The organism is Streptomyces sp. NPDC004126 (assembly GCF_050275515.1).
In the GTDB taxonomy this organism is placed as follows: Bacteria; Actinomycetota; Actinomycetes; order Streptomycetales; family Streptomycetaceae; genus Streptomyces.
In genome coordinates this window covers 106,120-128,501 of sequence record NZ_JBNNPF010000007.1, presented here as the reverse complement: position 1 = coordinate 128,501, position 22,382 = coordinate 106,120, and the positions used below count along the sequence as shown (strand labels likewise).

Below are 22,382 nucleotides of genomic sequence, written 5' to 3'. Positions count from 1 at the left end.
GCCCCCCTCGCGGGGGCCGGCCCTCCGGCCTTCGGTGCGTGCGGTCCGGTCCTCAGTCGAGCACCGCCCCGCCGCCCTTGCGGTCCACCCGGCTGCGCCGGTGGTCCAGGTGCGCGTACACCCGGTGCAGCCAGCGGTCCTGGCCGTCGTAACGAGGGGTGAAGGAGGTCCTGCCGTGCACGGCGAGCCGGTTGTCCACCACGGCGAGGTCGCCGACCCGCAGCGCCAGCGCCGACATCGTCCGCATGAGCGCCTCGCGCAGCTCGGACATGGCGGCCGCGGCCTCGTCGTCCAGCGGGTGCGTCGCGGCGAAGTCCACCAGGATGTTCGGGTCCTCGATGTCCCCGACCAGGATGGGGTGCGCCGGCGTGACGGAATTCAGGCCGCCGAAGGACGGCGGCGGCTCGGTGAGGAACCGGGGCGCGGCCAGTACCGCGACCGTGCGCTCGGAAAGCAGCGGGAGCGCCCGCCGTATCGAGGACGTGCACAGCTTCGCATCGCCCGTCGCATCCTCGCGCACGCAGAGCAGCCCCACGTAGTCGGGCTTGTTGTCGTGGAAGGCGTTCTCGACGTGGAGTTCCAGCAGAACCGATCCCGCATTGCTCTGGGAATTCTCGCTCCCCGGCACCGGCACGACGTTCTGCACCAGGGCGCCGGTCTTCTCGCTGCGATAGGCGATGACTTCGCCGAGCTGCATCATCGCCGCCGTGACCAGGGCCGACGCCACGGCCGGCACCCGCTCCACGGAACCGGGCACGCTCGGCGTCTCCGGCAGCGGGTCGCTGGCCGCCACCGGCACGTTGCGCAGCAGCAGCACCGCGTCCGGGCCGGCGTCGTGCCGGAATCTGCGCAGCTCGGCGAGGATCCGGCGGGGCAGCATCGCCGAGGCGTCCCGGACGGTGTCCAGCCAGGCCGGCTCGTCGATCAGCGCCGGGCCGGCCGCCAGCACCCGGGAGGCCAGGGCGATCAGCTCGTCGCGCTCGGCGTCGGTGAGGGTGACGGCGTCCGGCGTCGTACCGGTCACGGGAAGGGTAAGCGTGTGCTCTCGCGTCCTTGGCATGAAGAATTCCTCGGGGTAGATGAGCCTTGACCCGAGTCAGTTTCCGGACGCGCCCTATCACATTCCTATGGAAAACACTCCCGAACGGGCAGCGGAAATAGGTATAGGCGGGACATAGTTGCCCGCCGAATGCTTATGGGGCGGCTTTGTCCCCGGTGAAATCCGCCGGCCGGCCGCAGTTCCCGCACCGTTCGACGGGGGCAAAGAAGGGAGGATTTCATGGCATTGAGGGAAGAGGACCCCGCCCACGGCGCGGCGATCGCCGCGGCCGGCGCCCTGGGCGCCCAGGGGGAGGCCCACGTCTGGTGGTGGCGTCCGCCCGAGAACACCGATCCGGCCGACCTGCCGCTGCTGGACACCGAGGAGTTCCGGCGGGCGCTGTCCCTGCCCGCGGAACGCGACGCCGCGGCCTTCGTCCGCTCCCGCGCCGCCGTCCGCCGGGCACTCGGGGAGCTGTTCCGCCTCGAACCCCGGGACATCGCGCTCGGCCGGGACGCCTGTCCCGGCTGCGGCGACGGCAGCCACGGTCCGCCCCGGCTGGTCGTCCCGCCGGTGCCGCTCGCCCTCAGCACGAGCCGCACGAACGGCTGCGGGGTCTTCGCGCTCGGCGCCGGCCCCGCGATCGGCATCGACGCCGAGGCCCTGCGGCCCGTACGCCGCTCGGCGACCACCGACCCGGACCTGACCCCCGCCGAGCGGGCCCACCTGGCCGCCCTGCCCCAGGGGCCCGAACGGGACGCGGCCTTCCACCGGATCTGGACCCGGAAGGAGGCCGTGGTCAAGGCCACCGGCCTCGGTCTGTCCGGGGTCGAACTCGGCCTGCTGGAAACCCATCCGGCCCGCACGGGCCCCGTCCGGGTCACCCACACCCACCGCGGCCGGACCACCGCCTGGACCGTCGAGGACCTCCGGGTGTTCGACGGGATCGCGGTGGCACTGGCCCGGCCGGCGGGACCCGCCGCGCACGGCCCCGTCCACCACCACACCGACCGGCCGACCGCCGCCTGAACCCGCGCACCGCACCGGCTCCGCGCACCGCACCGGAACCAGCACCCGCACCGGAACCAGCACCCGCACCAGTACCAGTACCCGCACCCGCACCCGCACACCGGATCAGTACTCGCACCGCATCCACACCCGCACCCGCGCCCGCCGCGCACCCCGTCCCCGCCGGACCGCCCCGGTACCGCCTCAGCGAAAGGCCCGCAGAGCCATGACCATCGAGTCCTTCTTCCCCGTGGAAGAGCTGATCGCCGCCCACCCCGCCCACGGCCGGCCCGCGTCCCAGGCCCCGGCCGGCACCACCCTGCTGGGCCTGACCGCCGAGGACCTGGAGGCCTACTTCACCCGGATCGCGGAGGCCGTCGAACAGGACGACCCGGGCCCGGCCGCACGCGGCGGCTGGGAGGAGCGGGAGCGGCTGCGCTTCTCCACCTGGGTCCGCCGGGTCTACGAACACCCGCTCTCGCCCGCCGTCTTCGCGCTCCCCGTCAACCGGCTCATCCGCGAGGTCCAGCTGGCCCAGGCCGCCGAGCTCGCGTTCCGCATCGACGTGGGCCGGGCCCGGGCGAAGGCCGCGAAGCCCTCCGCCGAGGTCCGGGCCACCGCCGCGGTCGCCTCCGCGTGGGCCATCGCCGCCGACGCGCTCTCCCGGTCGCCGCGCCCGCCGCGCGAGCGGGTCGTCGGCGACGTGTGGACCATCGTCCGGGAGACCATCGAGCCCGCCCTGCGGCCGGCCGGCACCTTCCAGCCGCGCTCCCACAGCTCCTGGTGAGCGCCGCCCCGTAGGTGCCCGGCCCGTAGGTGCCCGGCCCGTCACGGGTTCACCGCACCGCGGAGGGGAAGGCGTCCCGCGTGGTCAGCGAGGCCGCCAGCAGCCGTACCAGGTCGTTGCACCGGTACAGCGGCCTGCCCTGGGCGTCCAGCCCGGACAGCTCCATCAGGGCGCCGTCCACCAGGGCGTCCAGGGCCGACTCCGCCTCCTCCTCCGCGGTGCCCAGCACCAGCGCCGCGTACTGGGCGGAGAACGGCTCCCCGTCCCAGTCGGCGAGCCCGGTCAGGGTGGCCAGCTCCGGGCCGCCGACCCGGCGCACGCAGTGCACCAGCGCCTCGCGCACGCTCACGTCCCCGTACGCCAGCTCGGCCAGCCGGCCGTCCGGGTCGGCCAGCCGGGCCGCCAGCCGGGCCACCGGCCAGTGCGGCCGCGCCGCGAGCCGGGCCCCGGTCACCGACAGGGCCAGCGGCAGCCCCGCGCAGTACGCCACCAGGTCGTCGGCCGCGTCCGGGTCCGCCTCCAGCCGGTCCCGCCCGACCAGCGAGGCCAGCAGCTCCATCGCCTCGTCGTCGTCGACCGGGGTCAGCGCGGTGGTGTCCGCGCCCGCCACCCGGGCCAGCCGGGCCTGACTGGTGATCAGTACCGCGGCCTCGGGGCCGCCCGGCAGCAGCGGTCCCACCTGCCGGTCGCCCACAGCCCCGTCCAGCACCAGCAGCAGCCGGGCGTCCGAGGTCCGGGTCCGGTACAGCCGCACCAGCTCCTCCAGGTCCTGCGCGGCCGCCGCCGGCGGCGGCTCCCCGAGGGCGCGCAGCAGCCGCACCAGCACCTCGGCGGGCTCCTTCGGGGCACCGTCCGGATGGCACAGCTCCACGTACAGCTGCCCGTCCGGGAAGCGCGCGGCGCAGTCCTGGGCCGCGCGCACCGCGAGCGCCGTCTTGCCCACCCCGGCCATGCCGGTGATCAGCAGCCGGCGCGGGCGGCCGTCCTCCCGGGTCAGCCGCTCGCGCAGCGCGGCCAGTTCGGCCCCGCGCCCGGTGAACTCCCCGTAGGGCGCGGGCAGCGTCGACGGCGCGGCCCGCCCCGCGGGCACCGCCCCGGCCGCCGGAGCGCCCTCCGCGGCGGACGCCCGGGGCGCGGCCGAGGTCAGACCCAGTCCGCCGCCGAGCACCGCCTGGTAGGTGGAGCCCAGCGCCTCGCCCGGGTCCACGCCCAGCTGGTCGGCGAGGACCGCGCGCCCCTCGTAGTAGGTGTGCAGCGCGTCGGCCTGCCGCCCGCAGCGGTACAGGGCCGTCATCAGCTGCGCGCGCAGCCGCTCCCGTACGGGGTGCTCGGCGACCAGCCCGGTCAGCTCGGCGGTCACCTGCTCGTGCCGCCCGACGGCCAGGTCGGCCTCGATCCGGCTCTCCAGCGCGATCATCCGCGCCTCTTCCAGCGGGGGCAGCTCCGCCTCGATCATCTGCTCGGTGGCGTTGGCCAGCGCGGTTCCCCGCCACAGGTCCAGCGCGTCGCGCAGCAGCGCCCCGGCCTCCTCGAAGCGCCGGTCGGCGAGCGCCTCGCGGCCCAGCCGGTCGAGCCGGGTGAACTCGGTCAGGTCGATCCACGCCCCGGGCGCCCGCAGCACGTAGCCGGGCTGGCGCCGGACGATCTCGATCTCCTCGCCGAGGTGCTTGCGCAGCCTCGACATGTACGTGTAGATCTGCGCGCTCGCCGTGGCCGGCGGGTCCCACCCCCACAGGAGCGCGCTGAGCCGTGCATCGGAGACCACGCGCCCCTCGGACAGCAGCAGCGCGGCGAGCACCGTGTGCACCTTCGAACCGGAGAGCGGGATCGTAGCGCCGCCTCCCCGTTTGGCCTCGATCGGCCCGAGCAGCCGGAAGTCCATGCGGCACCCCCTTCTGGTGTGAGCATCCGTTCTGGATTCCAGAAGCTATGCGGGGGCCTTATTGGAGGGTTATCGCTCGCCGTGCGCCTCCCGCCCCGCGGTGATATCCGCAGGCCGGGAGGGGTGGCGCCGGCTCACACGGGCAGGCCCGTGGGGTCCTTGACGCGCTTCATGATGATCTGGGAGTTGACTTCGGTGACCCCTTCGAGCGCCGTCAGCCGCTCGATCCACAGCCGCTCGTACGCGCGCAGGTCCGCGACCGCGATGCGCAGCAGGCAGCCGGGGCTGCCGAACAGCCGGTAGGCCTCCACCACGTCGGGGATGTCCTGCAGGGCCGCCTCGAAGGCCTCGACGGCGTCCCGGTCCCGGCGGACCTCCACCGACACCAGCACCTCGAAGCCCCGGCCCACCGCCTCGGGGTCGATCACCGCGCGGTACCCCTGGATCACCCCGTCCTGCTCCAGCTGCCGCACCCGGCGCATGCAGGGGGAGGGGGTCAGGCCCACGCGCTGGGCGAGCTCCTGGTTGCTGAGCCGGCCGTCGCGCTGGAGCTCGCGCAAGATTTCACGGTCAATCGCGTCCATCACGCAATTATCACTCGCCTTTTGTTACAGCTCGGCTCAAACGCGCAATCGCATTGCGCGTAGATCTCACTATCATTGCCCCCTCCAGAAAATCTGTACGAATGACATGAAGGAAGGGTGGCCATGGGGCGCATCGTCGTCATCAGCACCGGCGGGACGATAGCCAGCCGGTGGATGGGCTCGGGCTTCGCCGCCGAGGCGGACGGCCGCGAGGTCATGGCCACCGCACCGCTGCCCGAGGGCGTCAGCGTCGAGGTCGTCGACCTGTTCAGCGTGAACAGCCCCCGCCTCACCACCGCCCACCAGCTGACCCTGCTGCGCACCGTCCACGAGGTCCTCGCCGACCCCGGCGTCGACGGCATCGTGGTCACCCACGGCACCGACACCCTGGAGGAGTCGGCCTTCCTGGTCGACCTGCACCACCACGACGCGCGCAGCGTCGTGTTCACCGGCTCGCAGCTCCCCATGGGCTCCGCCGACGGCGACGGCCCCGGCAATCTCTACGACGCCCTCCTCACCGCCGCGACCACGCGGGGGCTGGGCGTCCTGATCACCTTCGCCGGCCGGGTCCACGCCGCCCGCGGCACCGTGAAGACCCAGGCCGTGGCCCTGGATGCCTTCGCGGACCCTTCGAAGGAACTGCTCGGCAAGATCGGCTTCGGCAAGGTCGCCGTGCTCCGCCAGCCCGAGCGCCCGGCCCCCCTCGCCCTGCCCGCCATGCCGGAGCTGCCGCCGCGCGTCGACATGGTCATGCACCACGCCGACGCCGACCCGCTGCTGCTGAACGCCGCCGTCGAGGCCGGCGCCCAGGGCATCGTCCTCATCGGCACCGGCGCGGGCAACGCCACCCCCGAGATCGTCGAAGCCGTACGGGCCGCCGTCGCCCGCGGCGTCCTCGTCGCCCTGACCACCCGGGTCGCCGCCGGCCCGGTCACCGAGATCTACACGCACGGCGGCGCGGTCGACCTCGTCGCGGCCGGAGCCGTCCCCACCGGAACCCTCCGCGCCGGCCAGGCCCGCATCGCCGTCCTCGCGGCCCTGCTGTCCGCCACCGACCCCGCCGCCCGCACCCGGACGCTGCGCGCGGCCCTGGGCACGCCGGACCCGGTGCTGGTCGACGCGTAGGGCTCTCGCCCCCGGAGCCATAGGATCCTCCGCAACGGACACACGACGTCGCGGGGGGACGCGGACATGGAGCCCGGGATCATCGGCACCAGGCTGGCCTCGGCGGCCATCGGCCCGCTCGTCAGGAAACTCTTCGCCGGCGAAGGCCCCGGCGCGGGCCTGGTCGACAAACCGATCCGGATCTCGGGTTACGTCTCCTTCACCGGCGAGAAGCGCACCCTGACGGAAGCCGACCTGCGGATCCTGGCGGGGAAACTCGTCCGCCAGGCCCTCCGCACGGGCGAACGCCCCGTTGCCGCCGACGAACAACAGGCGGTGGCCGACGCCCTCGCCACCACCCTGCACGCCCTGGGTGACCTCACCATCACCGACCTGGACGCGGTCCGGCTGGGCGCCGGGGCCTTCGCGCGGGAACTCCGCCTCGCCGCCGACCGCCCGGAACGCGAACTCACCTCCGACGGCACGTACTTCTACGAGCGCCTGCTCGAAGCCGCCTGCCTGCACATCCTGCACTTCTTCACGCAGCGCTCCACCTTCGTCGCCCACGCCCTGGTCTCCCAGACCCGGGGCATCGCCGAGCTGACGGCCAAGGTGGACGAACTCATCCGCCGCGACCCCCTCCCGGGGGCGGAGGACGCCGCGTTCGAGGAGCAGTACCTCCCGTACGTGGCCCGCAAGCACGCGAAGCTCACCATCTACGGCATCGACCTGGGCAACACCCCGAACCGGTGGCCGCTGGACGCGGCGTACCTGAGCCTGGAGGCGGCCAGGTCGTGGAAGCCGGAGGAGCTGCCCGAGGGGTGGACCGTCGACGGGACGGGCGGCGTGGCCCGCGCCACCGGCGACAGCGTCAAGGCCCTCAGGAACCTGCGGGCGCACCTCGCCTCCGTCGCCCCGCAGCCCGCCGACCGGGCCTTGGCGGACAACAGCCGGGTTCTGCTGCGCGGCGAAGCCGGTTCCGGCAAGACCACCCTCGTACAGTGGCTGGCCGTCTCCGCCGCCCGGCAGGACCTACCGCCGCAGATGGCGTACCTGGACGACCGCGTCCCGTTCGTCCTGCCCCTGCGCACCCTGACCCGCCACGGCGACCGGCTCCCCGAGCCCCGGGACTTCCTCACCGCCGCGGGCTGCCCGCTCGGCGGGGGACAGCCCGACGGCTGGGCGCACCGCGTCCTCGCCACAGGGCGCGGCCTGGTCCTGATCGACGGCATCGACGAGGTCCCCGAGCGCGAGCGCGAACGCACCCGGACCTGGCTGCGGGACCTGATGGACCTGTACGACGGCGACAACCGCTGGCTCGTCACCTCCCGCCCGTCCGCCGTCGGCATCGACTGGCTGGCCGAGGAGGGCTTCACCGAGCTGACCCTGTCCGCGATGGGCCCGGCCGAGACCGCCACGTTCATCAGGCGCTGGCACGCGGCGGCCCGCGAAGGCACCGACGAGGACGCGGAGCTGGAGGCGTACGAGAGCCAGCTGCTCGGCGCCGTGCGCCTCAAGTCCGACCTCGGCCGGCTCGCCACCAACCCCCTGATGTGCGGGCTGATCTGCGCCCTCCACCGCGACCGGCGGGGCTTCCTCCCGCACGGCCGCAGAGACCTCTACGAGGCCGCGCTCTCCATGCTGCTCAGCCGCCGCGACCGCGAGCGCGACATGCGCCTCCCGGACCTCCGCGAAGAGCCGCAGCTCGACCTGCTCCAGCGGCTCGCGTACTGGCTGATCAGGAACGGCCGTACGGAAATGGACCGTTCACGGGCCGAGGACATCATCGCCCGGGCTCTGCCCGCAGTCCCCGAAGCCGCGGCCCTCGGCGAAGCACCCGTGGTGTTCGAGCACTTCCTCCAGCGCAGCGGCCTGCTCCGAGAGCCAGCCCCCGAGACTGTGGACTTCGTCCACCGCACCTTCCAGGACTTCCTGGGTGCCCGGGCCGCCGTCGAGAACGGCGACTTCGGACTGCTGACCGCCCACGCGGCCGACGACCAGTGGGAGGACGTCATCCGCATGGCGGTCGCCCTGGCCCGCCCCGCCGAGCGCGTGGCGATCTTCCGTGACCTGCTGGACCTCGGCGACCACTCCTCCGACCGGCGCACCAGGGCCCGGGTCTACCTGCTGGCGGCGGCCTGCCTCGAACACGCCACCACGCTCTCGCCCGAGATGCGGGCAGAGGTGGAGGCGCGCACCGAGTCTCTCATTCCGCCGCGGGACGAGGAGGAAGCGCGAGCCCTCGCCGAGGTCGGCCCCCTGATCCTGGGCCTCCTTTCCGGCCCGGCGGACCTCGAGGACATCGATGCGTACCACACGGTCATCGCGGCCTCGCACGTCGCCTCGGAAGCAGCGGTCCCCTTCCTCGCGCAGTTCGCCCGGTACGACTTCCGCGAGGTGCGCATGCAGCTCGTGTGGAGCTGGTCCCGCTTCGACAGTGCCGACTACGCCGACCAGGTCATCGCGCTCCTGGACCCGGACGACCTCCTCTACACCGTCCGGTCCGACGAGCACCTGCGCCAGCTCGACCGTCTCGGGCTGGCCGTGGACCAACTGGACGTCAGGCGGGGCGTGTCTCCGGAGGCTCTGGCGGCGTTCCTCGGCCACCGGAGCCCCGGGCGCATCGTGTTCCAAGGCGCGGACCTGTCCGACTTGGGCTGCCTGGCGGGCCAGTCCGGTCTGAAAGTGGTCGGCATCAGCAACTGCGCGGAGCTGAAGGACCTTTCCGCCCTCAGCGGACTGAACGTCCGCCAGCTCACCATCTTCGATGCCTCCCCGGATCTCGACCTGCGGGCGATTGCGGGTATGCGCGAGCTCGACAGCCTCATTCTGCCGGTCTCGGCGTTCGACGCACTTCCCGTGGACGCGACCCTGCCGGACCTCACCGATCTGTTCCTCGACTGCCGGTCCGGGGAGAAGGGGCTCCAGGAGGCCGTTCGACGCATCCCCGCGATCTTCCCCGGGCTGGAACGGTGCACCTTCTTCGGCGACGTCACCGCGGAGGGTGACCTCGACGTCACCGCCCTCGCAGGACTGGCCAACCTGTCGTTGCTCAACGTCGATACGAGCCCCGACCGCATCCGCGGTGTCGACCGGCTGCCCCGTTCCGTGAAGCTGGCAAGCCTCCGGGAGCAGCACCCCCAGCCGGACGACGCGGACGAGCCCGCCTCCGCATGACACGTTGACGGGCCCGGCCAGGGCAGCGGCTCACCCCCCGAACGCCCCCAGGATCCGGTCCGCCGCCGACGTCGGGGTGACCGTGCCCGCGCGGACGGCCGCCTCCAGTGAAGGGGCCAGTTCGCGTACCGCCGGGTTCGAGCGGAGGCGTTCCAGGAGTTCGTCGCGGACCATCGACCAGGTCCACTCCACCTGCTGCGCCGCCCGCTTCGCCGCCAGGCGGCCGCCCGTCTCCAGGACCGTCCGGTGCTGCTCCAGGCGGTTCCAGACCTCGTCCAGGCCCGAGGACTCCCGCGCGCTGCACGTCAGCACCGGCGGGGTCCACGCCGCGTCCGCCGGGTGCATCAGGCGCAGCGCGCCCGACAGTTCCCGGGCCGCGGCCTTCGCGTCGCGCTCGTGCGGGCCGTCCGCCTTGTTCACCGCGAGGACGTCCGCCAGTTCCAGGACGCCCTTCTTGATGCCCTGGAGCTGGTCGCCCGTACGGGCCAGGGAGAGGAGCAGGAAGGAGTCCACCATCCCCGCCACCGTGGTCTCGGACTGGCCCACGCCGACCGTTTCGACGAGGACCACGTCGTAGCCCGCCGCCTCCATCACGATCATCGACTCGCGCGTGGCCTTCGCGACCCCGCCCAGGGTCCCGGCGGACGGCGAGGGGCGTACGAACGCCGCCGGGTCGACCGCGAGCCGCTCCATCCGGGTCTTGTCGCCCAGGATGGAGCCGCCCGTACGCGTGGACGAGGGGTCCACCGCGAGGACCGCGACCCGGTGCCCCAGGCCCGTCAGCATCGAGCCGAACGCGTCGATGAAGGTGGACTTGCCCACCCCCGGCACCCCGCTGATGCCGATCCGGCGCGCCTTGCCCGTGTGGGGCAGGAGCTCCGTCAGCAGCCGCTGGGCCAGGGCGCGGTGGTCCGCCCGGGTGGACTCGACGAGGGTGATGGCGCGCGCGATGTGCGCGCGCTTCCCGTCGAGGACGCCCTTCGCGTACACGTCGATGTCGATCTTCGGGGGCATCCGCTCGGCCGCCTACAGCTCGTGGCCCAGGTCCGCGGCCAGCCGCGTCACCAGGTCGTGGGCCGCGTCCGGGATGACCGTGCCCGGCGGGAAGACCGCCGTCGCACCCATCTCCAGCAGCGTCGGGACGTCCGCCGGCGGGATCACACCGCCCACCACGATCATGATGTCCTCGCGCCCCTCCTCCGCCAGCTGCTCGCGCAGCGCCGGTACGAGGGTCAGGTGGCCGGCCGCCAGCGACGAGACGCCCACCACGTGGACGTCCGCCTCGACGGCCTGGCGGGCCACCTCCGCGGGGGTCTGGAACAGCGGGCCGACGTCCACGTCGAAGCCCAGGTCGGCGAAGGCCGTCGCGATGACCTTCTGCCCGCGGTCGTGGCCGTCCTGGCCCATCTTCGCGACCAGGATGCGCGGACGGCGGCCCTCCGCCTCCTCGAACCGGTCGACGAGCGCACGGGTGCGCGCCACGGACGGGGACTCGCCTGCTTCGGTGCGGTACACACCCGAGATCGTACGGATCTGGCTCGCGTGCCGCCCGTACACCTTCTCCAGTGCGTCCGAGATCTCACCGACCGTGGCCTTGGCCCGCGCCGCGTCCACCGCCAGCGCGAGGAGGTTGCCCTCCAGGCCCTGGCCGGCGCCGCGCTCGGCCGCGTTCGTCAGCGCCCGCAGCGCGTCCTGCGTACGCGCCTCGTCGCGCTCCTCGCGCAGCCGCCGCAGCTTGGCGATCTGCTGCGCGCGCACCGAGGAGTTGTCGACGACGAGGACGTCGATCTGCTCGTCGTTCTCCACGCGGTACTTGTTCACCCCGATCACCGGCTGGCGGCCGGAGTCGATCCGCGCCTGCGTACGGGCGGCGGCCTCCTCCACGCGCAGCTTCGGGATGCCCGCGTCGATGGCCTGCGCCATGCCGCCGGCCGCCTCGACCTCCTGGATGTGCTGCCACGCCCGGCGCGCCAGGTCGTACGTCAGCTTCTCCACGTACGCGCTGCCGCCCCACGGGTCGATCGACCGGCAGGTCCCCGACTCCTGCTGGAGCAGCAGCTGGGTGTTGCGGGCGATGCGCGCCGAGAAGTCCGTCGGCAGGGCGAGGGCCTCGTCGAGGGCGTTCGTGTGCAGCGACTGGGTGTGGCCCTGCGTCGCGGCCATCGCCTCGATGCACGTGCGCGTGACGTTGTTGAAGACGTCCTGCGCCGTCAGCGACCAGCCCGACGTCTGCGAATGGGTGCGCAGCGAGAGGGACTTGGCGTTCTTCGGGTCGAACTGCTTGACCAGCTTCGCCCACAGCAGGCGCGCCGCGCGCAGCTTGGCGACCTCCATGAAGAAGTTCATGCCGATCGCCCAGAAGAACGACAGGCGCGGCGCGAACGCGTCCACGTCCAGCCCGGCGCCCCGGCCCGCCCGCAGGTACTCCACGCCGTCCGCGAGGGTGTACGCCAGCTCCAGGTCGGCCGTGGCCCCCGCCTCCTGGATGTGGTACCCGGAGATCGAGATGGAGTTGTACCGCGGCATCTTCTGCGAGGTGAACGAGAAGATGTCCGAGATGATCCGCATCGAGGGCTTCGGCGGATAGATGTAGGTGTTGCGGACCATGAACTCCTTGAGGATGTCGTTCTGGATGGTCCCGGCGAGCTTGTCGGGCGAGACGCCCTGCTCCTCCGCCGCCACGATGTAGAGGGCCAGAACCGGCAGTACCGCGCCGTTCATGGTCATCGAGACGGACATCTTGTCGAGGGGGATCCCGTCGAACAGCTGCCGCATGTCGTAGATCGAGTCGATAGCCACGCCCGCCATGCCGACGTCGCCCGTCACGCGCGGGTGATCGCTGTCGTAGCCGCGGTGCGTCGGCAGGTCGAACGCCACCGACAGGCCCTTCTGCCCGGACGCCAGGTTGCGCCGGTAGAAGGCGTTGGACTCCTCCGCCGTGGAGAAGCCGGCGTACTGCCGGATCGTCCAGGGCTGGTTCACGTACATCGTCGGGTACGGGCCGCGCAGGTACGGCGCCGCACCCGGGTAGGTCCCGAGGAAGTCCAGGCCCTCCAGGTCCCGGCCCGTGTACAGCGGCTGTACGCCGATGCCCTCGGGCGTCTCCCACAGCAGGTCGGCCGGGGTGGTGCCGGTGGACTCCTTCACCGCGGCACGCCACTGGTCCTCGGTGGCGCCGCGCGGGGCCGCACCGAGGGCGAGCTCGGAGAAATCGGGGATGCTGCTCACTGCGCGACTCCCATCCGGTCGAGTACGGAGGACAGCACGGCGACCGCGTCGCAGCCGGCGAACACGTACTCGTCCACGGCGTCGGCGCAGGTGCCGGGCTTGCCCGCGAGGAACACGGTCGTCGCGCCGGCCCCGCGCAGGGCGGCGGCCACCGCGGCGGCCCGCTCCTCGTACAGCGCGTCCGAGGAGCACAGCACCGCCACGCCGGCCGCGCCGCTCGCCGCGTACGCCTCGGCGGCGTTCGCCGCGTCGACCGACACCGGGTCGTGCACGGGCTCGATGCCGCCCGCCTGGAACAGGTTCGACGCGAAGGTCGCCCGCGCGGTGTGCGCGGAGGCCGGGCCCAGGGCCGCGAGGAAGATCCGCGGCCGGCCGCCGGTGGCCTCCAGGTGCGCGTCACTGCGGGCGCGCAGCGCCTCGTACGCCTCGTCGCGCCGCACCCGCGGCAGACCGCCCGAGGGAGCGGCCGGAGCCGCCTCGCGGACCAGGGGCTTCTCCGACAGCAGCGGGAACTCGCTGACACCGGTGACCGGTTCGCGGCGGGTGGCCAGCTTCTTCGAGCGCGCCGCCCAGGTGGCCGCGAGCCGCTCCGCGACCAGCCCGGAGCGCAGCGCGGCGGCCAGGCCGCCCGCGCGCTCGACGGTCTGGAAGAACTCCCAGGCCGCGTGGGCCAGTTCGTCGGTGAGCTGCTCCACGTAGTAGGAGCCGCCGGCCGGGTCGATCACCCGGGCCAGGTGCGATTCCTCCAGCAGGACGGTCGAGGTGTTGCGGGCGATGCGGCGCGCGAAGGCGTCCGGCAGGCCCAGCTCGCTGTCGAACGGGAGCACGGTGACGGAGTCCGCGCCGCCCACACCGGCCGCCATGCAGGCGACGGTGGTACGCAGCATGTTCACCCACGGGTCGCGGCGGGTCATCATCACCGGCGAGGTGACGGCGTGCTGCCGCTGCGCACCCGCCTCGGGGGTGCCGCAGGCCTCGGCGATCCGGGCCCACAGGCGGCGCGCGGCCCGCAGCTTGGCGATGGTCAGGAACTGGTCGGCGGTCGCGGAGTAGCGGAACTCCAGCTGCCCGAAGGCGGCTTCGGCGGCGAGGCCGGCCCCGGTGAGGGCGCGCAGGTACGCGACGCCGGTGGCCAGGGACAGGCCGAGTTCCTCGGCCGCCGAGCCGCCGGCCTCGTGGTACGGCAGGGCGTCGACGGTCAGCGCGCGCACGCCCGGCCAGGACGCGGCCGCCTCGCGGGCGATCTCCACGGCGGGGGCGGTGTCCAGGGCCTCGCCGGTGCGGGCCTCGTGGCCCAGCGGGTCGATGCCGAGCGCGGCGCGGGCGGCCTCGGGGGCCACCTCGCGCTCCGCGTACAGGGCGAGCAACGCGCGTGCGGCGTCGGCGTATTCGGCGCCGGCGTCCAGGGTGACCGGGGCGAGGTCGAGGTAGACGTCCTGCAGGGCGCGGCCCAGGGCTCCGGCGGGTACGCCCTGCCGGCCGACGGTCAGCCAGAGGGAGGTGGTGCCGTTCTCCAGGTCGGCGAGGGCCGCCTCGTTGACCCGTACCGGATCACTGCCCGCGATGCGCTGGCGCACGTCCCAGCCCGAGGCGCTGCCGCCCTCGGGGGTGCCGCCCCGTACGAAGGGCGCGAACCCGGGGAAGCCGGTGTCGGGGCCGTCCGCGTCGGGGCGCGCCGTGTACAGCGGGCGGGTGATGAGCCCGTCCTCTAGCTTGGTGGACAGTGCTGCTTCCGCTGCCTCGCCGGTGACTTCCTTGCCCGACTTGCGCAGTACGCCCTCGACGAGGCGTTGCCACTGCTCATGTGTCGCGTCAGGAAATTCGGCGGCCAGGGAGAGCCCGTCGTCAGGCAGGACCGTCATGGCTCGAATGCTAGGGGTGGCTACTCGACGGTTACCAGAACCACCGGATGTGATCTCGCCCTCTCAGATGAGCTGTGGGGTCGGGGGTGGGGTGGGAGTGGGGTCGGGGTGGGGTGGAGGTGGGGTGGGAGCCGGTGAGGGGCCTGTGATGGGGGCCGGGGCGCCGCCCGCCGGGTCCCGGAAGAGGGGGGCCAGGAGGACCGCCGCGGCGGCCTGGGGGAGTACGGCCGGGCCGGCGTGCGGGGCGACGATCCGGGCGGGGTCGTCGCACACGCGGGACAGCTCCAGGGCGGCGGTGCGGATCTCGTCGAGGTACGCGTCGTGCAGGACGCTGGAGAGTTCCGTGACGACCATGACGGCCGGGTTGAACACGTCGAGGAGCAGGGCCGCGGCCCGCCCGACGTCCCGGGCGCGCTCGCGCAGCAGCCGGTCCGCGCGCGGGTCGCCCGCGGCCGCGGCGTCGGCCAGGAGGGGGACGGACGGATCGGGGACGATGCCCCGCCGGACGGCCTCGGCGCCGAGCGCGGTGTCGGAGGCGGCCGCCTGGAGGCACCCCGTACGGCCGCATGCGCAGGCGGCGCCGGATCCGGGTACGGGGAGGTGGGCGACGTCGCCGGCGGCGGAGCCGGGGCCCTGGTGGACGGTGCCCTCGATGCCGAACGCGGCGTCGACGACGTTGCCGATGAACAGGTGGACGAGGCTGCGGCGGGCCGCCGGGTGCCCGAACAGGACCTCGGCGGCCGCGACGGCCCGGGCGTGGTTGTCGACCCGCACGGGGAGCCCGAGGGCGCCGCCGAGTTCGTCGGCGAGGGGGCGGTCGTGCCAGTCGAGCGCGGGGTGGCGCACGACGGTCCCGGTGTCGGGGCGGACCCAGCCGCCGAGGGCCGCGCCCAGGCCGAGGAGGGGGCGGCCGGTGTCGGAGTCGCGGAGGAAGCCGCGGAGTGAGGCGGCGATGCGGGCGGGGTCGTTGCGCCCGGCGTGGTGGGGGAGGCTGCGGCGGGCCAGGGTCCGGCCGCGCAGGTCGACGAGGCTGAAGGTGGAGGAGGGCACCCCGATGTGCAGCCCGGCGGCGACGGGCCCGCCGACGGCCCCGGTGTGCAGGTCGAGCGGCACCCGCGGCCGCCCGGACCCGGCGTGGGCCGGGGGCCCGGGCAGCTCGCGCAGCAGCCCGGCCCGCAGCAGCCCGGTCGTCTGCCGCGACACCGCGGCGGGGCTCAGCCCGCACAGGGCGGAGATCCCGCTCCGGGCGACGGGCCCGTGGTCCAGCACGGTCCGCAACACGGCGGCGGCATTGGCGGCCCCCCGGCCGTCGCCCGGCATTCTCGTCATGCGTCGATGATGCCGGTCGGGGGCGGGTCGGGGGCCGCTCGGGGCCCGGTCGGGGGTTTCCCCACGCCCCCCGGCGGAGCGACATCACGGCGGCGTTGCGGGGCCGTGAAATCCGGCCAGGGGTTTTCGGCCGGGTGGCGGGGTGAAGGTGCAGGTCAGCGGGGGTGTGGTGGGCCTCGGCCGGGGGGATGGGCGGGGGTTGACCCCGGGCGGTGGCGCTGACAGGCTCCGAGCCATGACCGCGAACGCGTACCCCGCCCCGCGGCTCCACACCTCCGGACCCTGTAGCGCGCCCGGCCGGTGTCCGGGCCGCTGTCCGGCCCTTCCCGGGGCCTGAGCCCCCGACCCGCCGGCCCCCGGCCGCCCCGCACCCCCGCCGCGTGATCGCCGCCGGGGCCCGGGGCGCAGCCCGGGCCGCTCCCGTACCACCGCTCCGCCGTGCCCCGGCGTACCGCCGGGTCCGGGTTACTGCTGCGCCCATTTCTTCCGCTGCGGAAATAAACACCGAGGAGTCCACATGGCCACCGCCACCGCCACCACCGTCACGAAGATCGGCGGCCGCATCGGCGCCGAGATCGGCGGCGTCCGCCTGGGCGGCGAGCTCGCCCCCGAGACCGTCGCCGAGGTCCGGGCCGCCCTGGTCGCCCACAAGGTCGTCTTCTTCCGCGACCAGGACCACCTGGACGAGGCCTCCCACGAGGCCTTCGCCCGGCTGCTCGGGACGCCCGTCGCACACCCCACCGTGCCCTCCGCCGACGGGCGGTACGCCCTCGGCATCGACTCCCACCACGGCGCCCGCGCCAACCAGTGGCACACCGACGTGACCTTCGTCCCGGCCTACCCCGCCTTCTCGATCCTGCGGGCCGTCACCATCCCCCCGTACGGCGGCGACACGCTCTGGGCCAACACCGCCACCGCCTACTCCCACCTGCCCGAGCCGCTGCGGGAGCTCGCCGACGGGCTGCGGGCCGTGCACTCCAACGAGTACGACTACGCCGCCCTGAAGCCGGACGCCCTCCCCGAGGCCCTCGCCCAGTACCGGGAGGTGTTCACCTCCACCACGTTCCTCACCGAGCACCCGCTGGTCCGCGTCCACCCCGAGAGCGGCGAACGGACGCTGCTGCTCGGCAACTTCGTGCAGCGGATCCAGGGGCTGACCGGACGGGACTCGCGGGCCCTGGTGGACCTCTTCCAGGCGCACATCGAGAGCCCCGAGAACACCGTGCGGTGGCAGTGGCGGGCCGGTGACGTCGCGATCTGGGACAACCGCGCCACCCAGCACTACGGCGTCGACGACTCCGACGACCACGAGCGCACCCTGCGCCGGGTCACCGTCGACGGCGACGTCCCGGTCGGGCCCGACGGGGCGCCCTCCCGGCTGATCAGCCCCGAGGCCGTGCCCGAGCCGTCCTTCGGCATCGCGTCCGGCGCCTCGACCTCCGCCTGAACCCCACGCACGAGAACGGAGCACGCCGTGCCGTCCAAGCTGCTCGCCCTCACCGGCAGCCCCTCCGCCCACTCCCGCACCGAGGTCGTCGCCGACCACGTGCTGCGGCGCCTGGCCCACGCCGGGTTCGAGACCGCCCACCTGGCCGTACGCACCCTCCCCGCCGCCGACCTGCTGTCCGCCCGGCGCGGTGAGCCGGAGATCCGCCGCGCCCTGGAGGCCGTCGCCGATGCCGACGGCCTGGTCATCGCGACGCCGGTCTACAAGGCCTCGTACACCGGGCTGCTCAAGGCCTTCCTCGACCTGCTCCCGCAGGACGGCCTGGCCGGGAAGACCGTACTGCCCCTGGCCACCGGCGGCAGCCTCGCCCACGTCCTGACGATCGACTACGCCCTGCGCCCGGTGCTCGCCGCCCTCGGCGCCCGGCACGTCACCGCCGGGCGGTTCGTCCTGGACTCCTCCGTCGAGCGCGGAGACGGCCCCGACCGGCTGCGCCCCGAGGCCGAGCTGGACCTCTACCAGGCCGTCGACGAGTTCGCCGACGCCCTGCCCGCCCTCACCACCGTCCCGTAACCCAAGGAACCGTCATGTCCGCAGCACCCACCACGGCCACCCGTTCCCGGCGCCAGTTCCTGACCCTGCTCGGCATCTCGGCGGCCGCGGTGAGCTGCGGCACGGCCACCGCCACCGGAGGCGGCTCCGGCCGCCCCGGCGGCCAGGTCACCACGCTCAAGTACCAGGGCAACGTCGGCTCCGTCACCCTTCCCGAGCTGGCCGCCGACCTCGGCTACCTCGGGAACCTCAAGCTGGAGTGGGTCGGCAACACCATCAGCGGCCCGCAGGACATCCAGTCCGCCGCCACCGGCCAGATCCACTTCGGCGGCGCCTTCAACGGCGCGATCGTCAAACTCGCCTCCAGCAAGGCCCCGATCACCTCCGTCATCTCCTACTACGGCGTCGACCAGGACGCCTTCAGCGGCTACTACGTCCTGGAGGACAGCCCGATCCGCTCGGCCCGCGACCTGCTCGGCAAGAAGGTCGGCATGAACACCCTGGGCGCGCACTCCCAGGCCCTCCTGGACATCTACCTGAGCCGCAACGGCGTATCGAAGGCGGATTCCGCCAAGGTCGAGGCGCTCGTCGTGCCGCCCGTCAACACCGAGCAGGTGCTGCGGCAGAAGCAGATCGAGGTCGGCGTGCTCGGCGGCGTACTGCGCGACAAGGCCCTCGCGGCCGGCGGGATCAGACCGCTGTTCAGCGACTACGACCTGCTCGGCAAGTTCAGCGCCGGCTCGTACGTGATGACGAAGCAGTTCGTGAAGCAGAACCCGGACACCGTCCGCACCTTCGTCACCGGGGTCGGCAAGGCCATCGAATGGGCACGCACCACCCCGCGCGAGGAGGTCATCGCCCGCCAGACCGAGATCGTCAAGAAGCGCGGCCGCAACGAGGACACCGCCACCCTGAAGTACTGGCGCTCCTACGGGGTCGCCGGGCAGTACGGGCGGATCGAGGACAAGGAGTTCCAGCTCTGGCTGGACTGGCTCGGCGAGCGGGGCGAGATCAAGGCCGGCCAGCTCAAGGCCGCCGACCTGTACACCAACGAGTTCAACGGCCAGGGGAAGGGCTGAACCGGCATGGCCAAGATCGTGTTCGAGTCCGTGACCAAGACGTTCCCGGTCAAGGGGGGCGGCAGGGGAGCCGAGTTCACCGCCCTCGACGGGATCGACCTGGAGATCGCCGCGGGCGAGTTCCTGGTCGTCGTCGGCCCCAGCGGCTGCGGCAAGTCCACCCTCCTGGACCTCCTCGGCGGCCTCACCCGGCCCACCTCCGGCCGGATCCTGCTCGACGGCGAGCCCGTCACCGGGCCGGGCCTGGACCGGGGCATCGTCTTCCAGCAGTACGCGCTCCTGCCCTGGCGCACCGCGCTCGGCAACGTCGAGTTCGGCCTGGAGGCCACCGGCGTCCCGCGCAGGCAACGGGCGGCGAAGGCGCGGGAGTTCCTGGACCTGGTGGGACTCGGCGGATTCGAGGACCGGCATCCGCACGAGCTGTCCGGCGGGATGCGCCAGCGGGTCGCGATCGCCCGCTCGCTGGCGTACGACCCGGACGTGCTGCTGATGGACGAGCCCTTCGCCGCGCTGGACGCGCAGACCCGCGAGTCCCTCCAGGACGAGCTGCGGCGCATCTGGCAGCGGACCGGCAAGACCGTCGTCTTCATCACGCACGGCATAGAGGAGGCCGTGTACCTCGGGCAGCGGGTGGCGGTCATCACCTCCCGTCCGGGCCGGGTCAAGGAGGTCGTCCCGGTCTCGCTCGGCGACCGGCTCACCGGGGCCACCGGCGAGGACCTGCGCTCCAGCCCGGAGTTCGCCCGCTACCGCCACGAGATCTGGAGCCTGCTCCACGACGAGGTGGCCCGCGCCCAGCAACTGGAGAAGGAAGAGGCCGCCGCATGAGCACCGACACACCAGCCACCGCCACCGCCACCCGCGCCGGGGCCGGCACGCTCGTCCCCGCCGCACCGGCACCCGCGGACCCGGAGGCCGTACGGGAGGGGGCACGGCCGGCGGCCCCCGCCGCCCCCGCGGACCCCGCTCCCCCCGAACCCGCCGCGCCCGCCGTCCCCCGGCCGGCCCGGGCGGTGCCCGTACTGCGCTGGCTGCGGGCCTCGCTGCTGCGGTCGGCGGCGATCCTCGCCCTGCTCGCGCTGTGGGAGGCCGCGCCCCGGCTCGGCCTGGTCGACGCCACCTTCCTTCCCCCGGTCAGCGAGGTGGCCCGGGCCTGGTGGGAACTGCTCGGCGACGGCCAGCTCGGCGAGCACGCCCGCGCCAGTCTCACCCGGTCCTTCGGCGGCTTCGCCATCGCCGTCGTGGTGGCGGTCCCGCTCGGGCTCCTGATCGGCTGGTACCGGCCCGTCGCGGCCTTCCTCGGCCCGCTGCTGGAGCTGTTCCGCAACACGGCGGCCCTCGCCCTGCTCCCCGTCTTCGTCCTGCTCCTCGGCATCGGGGAGACCTCGAAGGTGTCGATCGTCGTCTACGCCTGCGTCTGGCCGATCCTGCTGAACACCATCAGCGCCGTCGGCAACGCGGACCCCACCCTGGTCCGGCTGGCCCGGTCGATGAACCTGTCGACGCCCAGGCTCTTCCAGAAGGTGATCCTGCCGGCCTCCGTCCCGGCCGTCTTCACCGGCATCCGGCTGGCCGGAGCGGTGTCGATCCTGGTCCTGGTGGCCGCCGAGATGATCGGCGCCAAGGCGGGGCTCGGCTACCTGATCAACGCCTCGCAGTTCAATTTCGCCATTCCGCAGATGTACGCGGGGATCGTCACGATCTCGGCCATCGGCGTGGCCTTCAACCAGGTCCTGGTGGCGGTCGAACGCCGCCTCAGCCTCTGGCGCGTCCCCGCCTGACCACCGGTCCCGCGCCCCCGCGCCCCCGTGCCCCGCCACCGCCATCCCGCCCGCCCGACCCAGGGAACAGACATGCCCGCACCCCGCACCCTCCACCTCAACGCCTTCCTGATGAACGCAGGCCACCACGACGCCGCCTGGCGGCACCCGGCCAGCAGCCCCGAGCGCGTCACCGACGTCCGCTACTTCCAGGAGCTGGCCCGCACCGCCGAGCGCGGACTGCTGGACTCGATCTTCTTCGCGGACGGCGTGGCCCTGTGGGGCAAGGCCCGGTACAACGCCCTCGGCGGCTTCGAGCCGATCACCCTGCTCTCCGCCATCGCCGCCGTCACCGAGCACATCGGCCTGATCGCCACCGTCTCCACCACCTTCAACGAGCCCTACAACCTCGCCCGCAAGTTCGCCTCCCTCGACCACATCAGCGGCGGCCGCGCCGGCTGGAACATCGTCACCTCCGGCACCCTCGACGAGGCCCGCAACTTCAACCGGGAGGAGCACCTGGAACACGGGCTGCGCTACGACCGGGCCCGCGAGTTCCTCGACGTCGCCACCAAGCTCTGGGACAGCTGGGAGGACGACGCGATCGTCCTCGACAAGGAGCGCGGCATCTACGCCGACACCGACAAGCTCCACCCGGCCGCGCACAAGGGCGAGTACTTCGGCGTCGCGGGCCCGCTCAACGTGCCGCGCTCCCCGCAGGGGTACCCGCTGCTCGTGCAGGCCGGCTCGTCCGAGTCCGGCAAGGAGTTCGCGGCCCAGTACGCAGAGGCCGTCTTCACCGCGCAGCAGACCCTCGCCGACGGCCAGACCTTCTACAAGGACCTCAAGTCCCGCCTCGCCCGCTACGGCCGTACCGAGGACGAGCTGCTCGTCCTGCCCGGCATCGCCCCCGTCATCGGTGCCACCGAGGCCGAGGCGAAGGCCCTGGAGCGGGAGCTCACCGGGCTCCAGGTCCCCGAGTACGGGCTCGCCCAGCTGTCGGGGATGCTGGGCACCGACCTCACCGGCGCCGATCTCGACGGCCCGCTGCCCGAGCTCCCCGAGGAGCGGGAGATCAACGGCAACAAGAGCCGCTTCACGCTCGTCGCCGAGATCGCCCGCCGCGACGGCCTCACCCTGCGGGAGCTGATCGCGCGCCTCGGCGCCGGCCGCGGCCACCGGGTCTTCGCGGGCACCGCCGAGCAGATCGCGGACCAGCTGGAGGAGTGGTTCACCCGGGGCGCGGCCGACGGCTTCAACATCATGGCGCCCGTCCTGCCCACCGGCCTCACCGACTTCGTCGACCAGGTCGTGCCGGTCCTCCAGGAGCGGGGGCTGTTCCGCACCGAGTACGAGGGGCGCACCCTGCGCGAGAACTACGGCCTCGCCCGGCCGGCCAACCGGCACACCCGGGTGGCCGTCTGACCGGATGCGCCGCCGCTGCCCGCGCCGCCGGAGCCGTTTGCTCCGGCGGCGCGGACGCGTGCCACGGGCCGGTCGGACGGTCGGACCTTCAGGCGGTCGGACCGTCAGGCGGTCGGACC

Annotated in this window: 17 protein-coding genes; 10 read left to right on the top strand and 7 right to left on the bottom strand. The window is 73.5% G+C overall.

Annotated features, from left to right (window positions below; genetic code table 11):
- Nucleotides 1–52: 52 nt before the first annotated feature.
- The gene (locus ACQKM2_RS09350; RefSeq protein WP_427707995.1) at nt 53–1,060 is read right to left on the bottom strand and encodes a TauD/TfdA family dioxygenase; all 1,008 of its coding nucleotides are present in this window, start codon (nt 1,058–1,060) and stop codon (nt 53–55) included.
- Between the two features lie 219 nt (nt 1,061–1,279).
- On the opposite strand from ACQKM2_RS09350, the gene ACQKM2_RS09345 reads away from it, so the two are divergent.
- Both ACQKM2_RS09345 and ACQKM2_RS09340 read left to right on the top strand, forming a co-directional pair.
- The gene (locus ACQKM2_RS09345) at nt 1,280–2,068 is read left to right on the top strand and encodes a 4'-phosphopantetheinyl transferase family protein (protein WP_427707993.1); all 789 of its coding nucleotides are present in this window, start codon (nt 1,280–1,282) and stop codon (nt 2,066–2,068) included.
- A gap of 205 nt (nt 2,069–2,273) precedes the next feature.
- Nucleotides 2,274–2,834: a hypothetical protein gene (locus ACQKM2_RS09340; protein ID WP_427707991.1), complete on the top strand. Its 561-nt coding sequence runs from the start codon at nt 2,274–2,276 to the stop codon at nt 2,832–2,834.
- Between the two features lie 49 nt (nt 2,835–2,883).
- Here ACQKM2_RS09340 and ACQKM2_RS09335 read toward each other — a convergent pair whose 3' ends face one another.
- Both ACQKM2_RS09335 and ACQKM2_RS09330 read right to left on the bottom strand, forming a co-directional pair.
- Complete coding sequence (locus tag ACQKM2_RS09335) at nt 2,884–4,716, bottom strand: BTAD domain-containing putative transcriptional regulator (protein ID WP_427707989.1); 1,833 nt, start codon at nt 4,714–4,716, stop codon at nt 2,884–2,886.
- Between the two features lie 134 nt (nt 4,717–4,850).
- Entirely contained in the window at nt 4,851–5,300 is a 450-nt protein-coding gene (locus tag ACQKM2_RS09330) for an Lrp/AsnC family transcriptional regulator (RefSeq protein WP_042802011.1), read from the bottom strand.
- Between the two features lie 123 nt (nt 5,301–5,423).
- Here ACQKM2_RS09330 and ACQKM2_RS09325 point away from each other — a divergent pair, with 123 nt between their 5' ends.
- On the top strand, nt 5,424–6,425 hold the full coding sequence (locus ACQKM2_RS09325; RefSeq protein WP_427707987.1) for an asparaginase: 1,002 nt from the start codon (nt 5,424–5,426) through the stop codon (nt 6,423–6,425).
- Nucleotides 6,426–6,491: 66 nt separating this feature from the next.
- A complete protein-coding gene (locus ACQKM2_RS09320; RefSeq protein WP_427707985.1) occupies nt 6,492–9,581 on the top strand; it encodes an NACHT domain-containing protein in 3,090 nt (1,029 codons plus the stop codon).
- A 30-nt stretch (nt 9,582–9,611) separates the two neighbouring features.
- Here the strand turns inward: ACQKM2_RS09320 and meaB are convergent, their stop codons facing one another.
- The 4 genes from meaB to ACQKM2_RS09300 form a co-directional block, all read right to left on the bottom strand.
- Nucleotides 9,612–10,595: a methylmalonyl Co-A mutase-associated GTPase MeaB gene (meaB, locus tag ACQKM2_RS09315; RefSeq protein WP_427707983.1), complete on the bottom strand. Its 984-nt coding sequence runs from the start codon at nt 10,593–10,595 to the stop codon at nt 9,612–9,614.
- 12 nt (nt 10,596–10,607) lie between these two features.
- Nucleotides 10,608–12,809: a methylmalonyl-CoA mutase gene (gene scpA, locus ACQKM2_RS09310; protein WP_427707981.1), complete on the bottom strand. Its 2,202-nt coding sequence runs from the start codon at nt 12,807–12,809 to the stop codon at nt 10,608–10,610.
- Nucleotides 12,806–14,671 carry a methylmalonyl-CoA mutase small subunit gene (mutA, locus tag ACQKM2_RS09305; protein WP_427707979.1) on the bottom strand — a complete coding sequence of 622 codons (1,866 nt, stop codon included), beginning with the start codon at nt 14,669–14,671 and terminating at the stop codon, nt 12,806–12,808. Before mutA ends, scpA begins: the two co-directional genes overlap by 4 nt.
- Nucleotides 14,672–14,734: 63 nt before the next feature.
- The gene (locus tag ACQKM2_RS09300; protein ID WP_427707977.1) at nt 14,735–16,000 is read right to left on the bottom strand and encodes an ROK family protein; all 1,266 of its coding nucleotides are present in this window, start codon (nt 15,998–16,000) and stop codon (nt 14,735–14,737) included.
- A 517-nt stretch (nt 16,001–16,517) separates the two neighbouring features.
- Here ACQKM2_RS09300 and ACQKM2_RS09295 point away from each other — a divergent pair.
- The 6 genes from ACQKM2_RS09295 (at nt 16,518) to ACQKM2_RS09270 (ending at nt 22,263) form a co-directional block, all read left to right on the top strand.
- Entirely contained in the window at nt 16,518–17,447 is a 930-nt protein-coding gene (locus ACQKM2_RS09295; RefSeq protein ID WP_427707976.1) for a TauD/TfdA dioxygenase family protein, read from the top strand.
- 27 nt (nt 17,448–17,474) lie between these two features.
- A complete protein-coding gene (gene ssuE, locus ACQKM2_RS09290) occupies nt 17,475–18,020 on the top strand; it encodes an NADPH-dependent FMN reductase (RefSeq protein ID WP_427707974.1) in 546 nt (181 codons plus the stop codon).
- A 14-nt stretch (nt 18,021–18,034) separates the two neighbouring features.
- Nucleotides 18,035–19,078 carry an ABC transporter substrate-binding protein gene (locus ACQKM2_RS09285; RefSeq protein WP_427707972.1) on the top strand — a complete coding sequence of 348 codons (1,044 nt, stop codon included), beginning with the start codon at nt 18,035–18,037 and terminating at the stop codon, nt 19,076–19,078.
- A gap of 6 nt (nt 19,079–19,084) precedes the next feature.
- Nucleotides 19,085–19,906: an ABC transporter ATP-binding protein gene (locus ACQKM2_RS09280; protein ID WP_385764106.1), complete on the top strand. Its 822-nt coding sequence runs from the start codon at nt 19,085–19,087 to the stop codon at nt 19,904–19,906.
- A complete protein-coding gene (locus ACQKM2_RS09275) occupies nt 19,903–20,859 on the top strand; it encodes an ABC transporter permease (RefSeq protein ID WP_427707970.1) in 957 nt (318 codons plus the stop codon). Before ACQKM2_RS09280 ends, ACQKM2_RS09275 begins: the two co-directional genes overlap by 4 nt.
- A gap of 72 nt (nt 20,860–20,931) precedes the next feature.
- The gene (locus tag ACQKM2_RS09270; RefSeq protein WP_427707968.1) at nt 20,932–22,263 is read left to right on the top strand and encodes an LLM class flavin-dependent oxidoreductase; all 1,332 of its coding nucleotides are present in this window, start codon (nt 20,932–20,934) and stop codon (nt 22,261–22,263) included.
- Nucleotides 22,264–22,382: the final 119 nt, after the last annotated feature.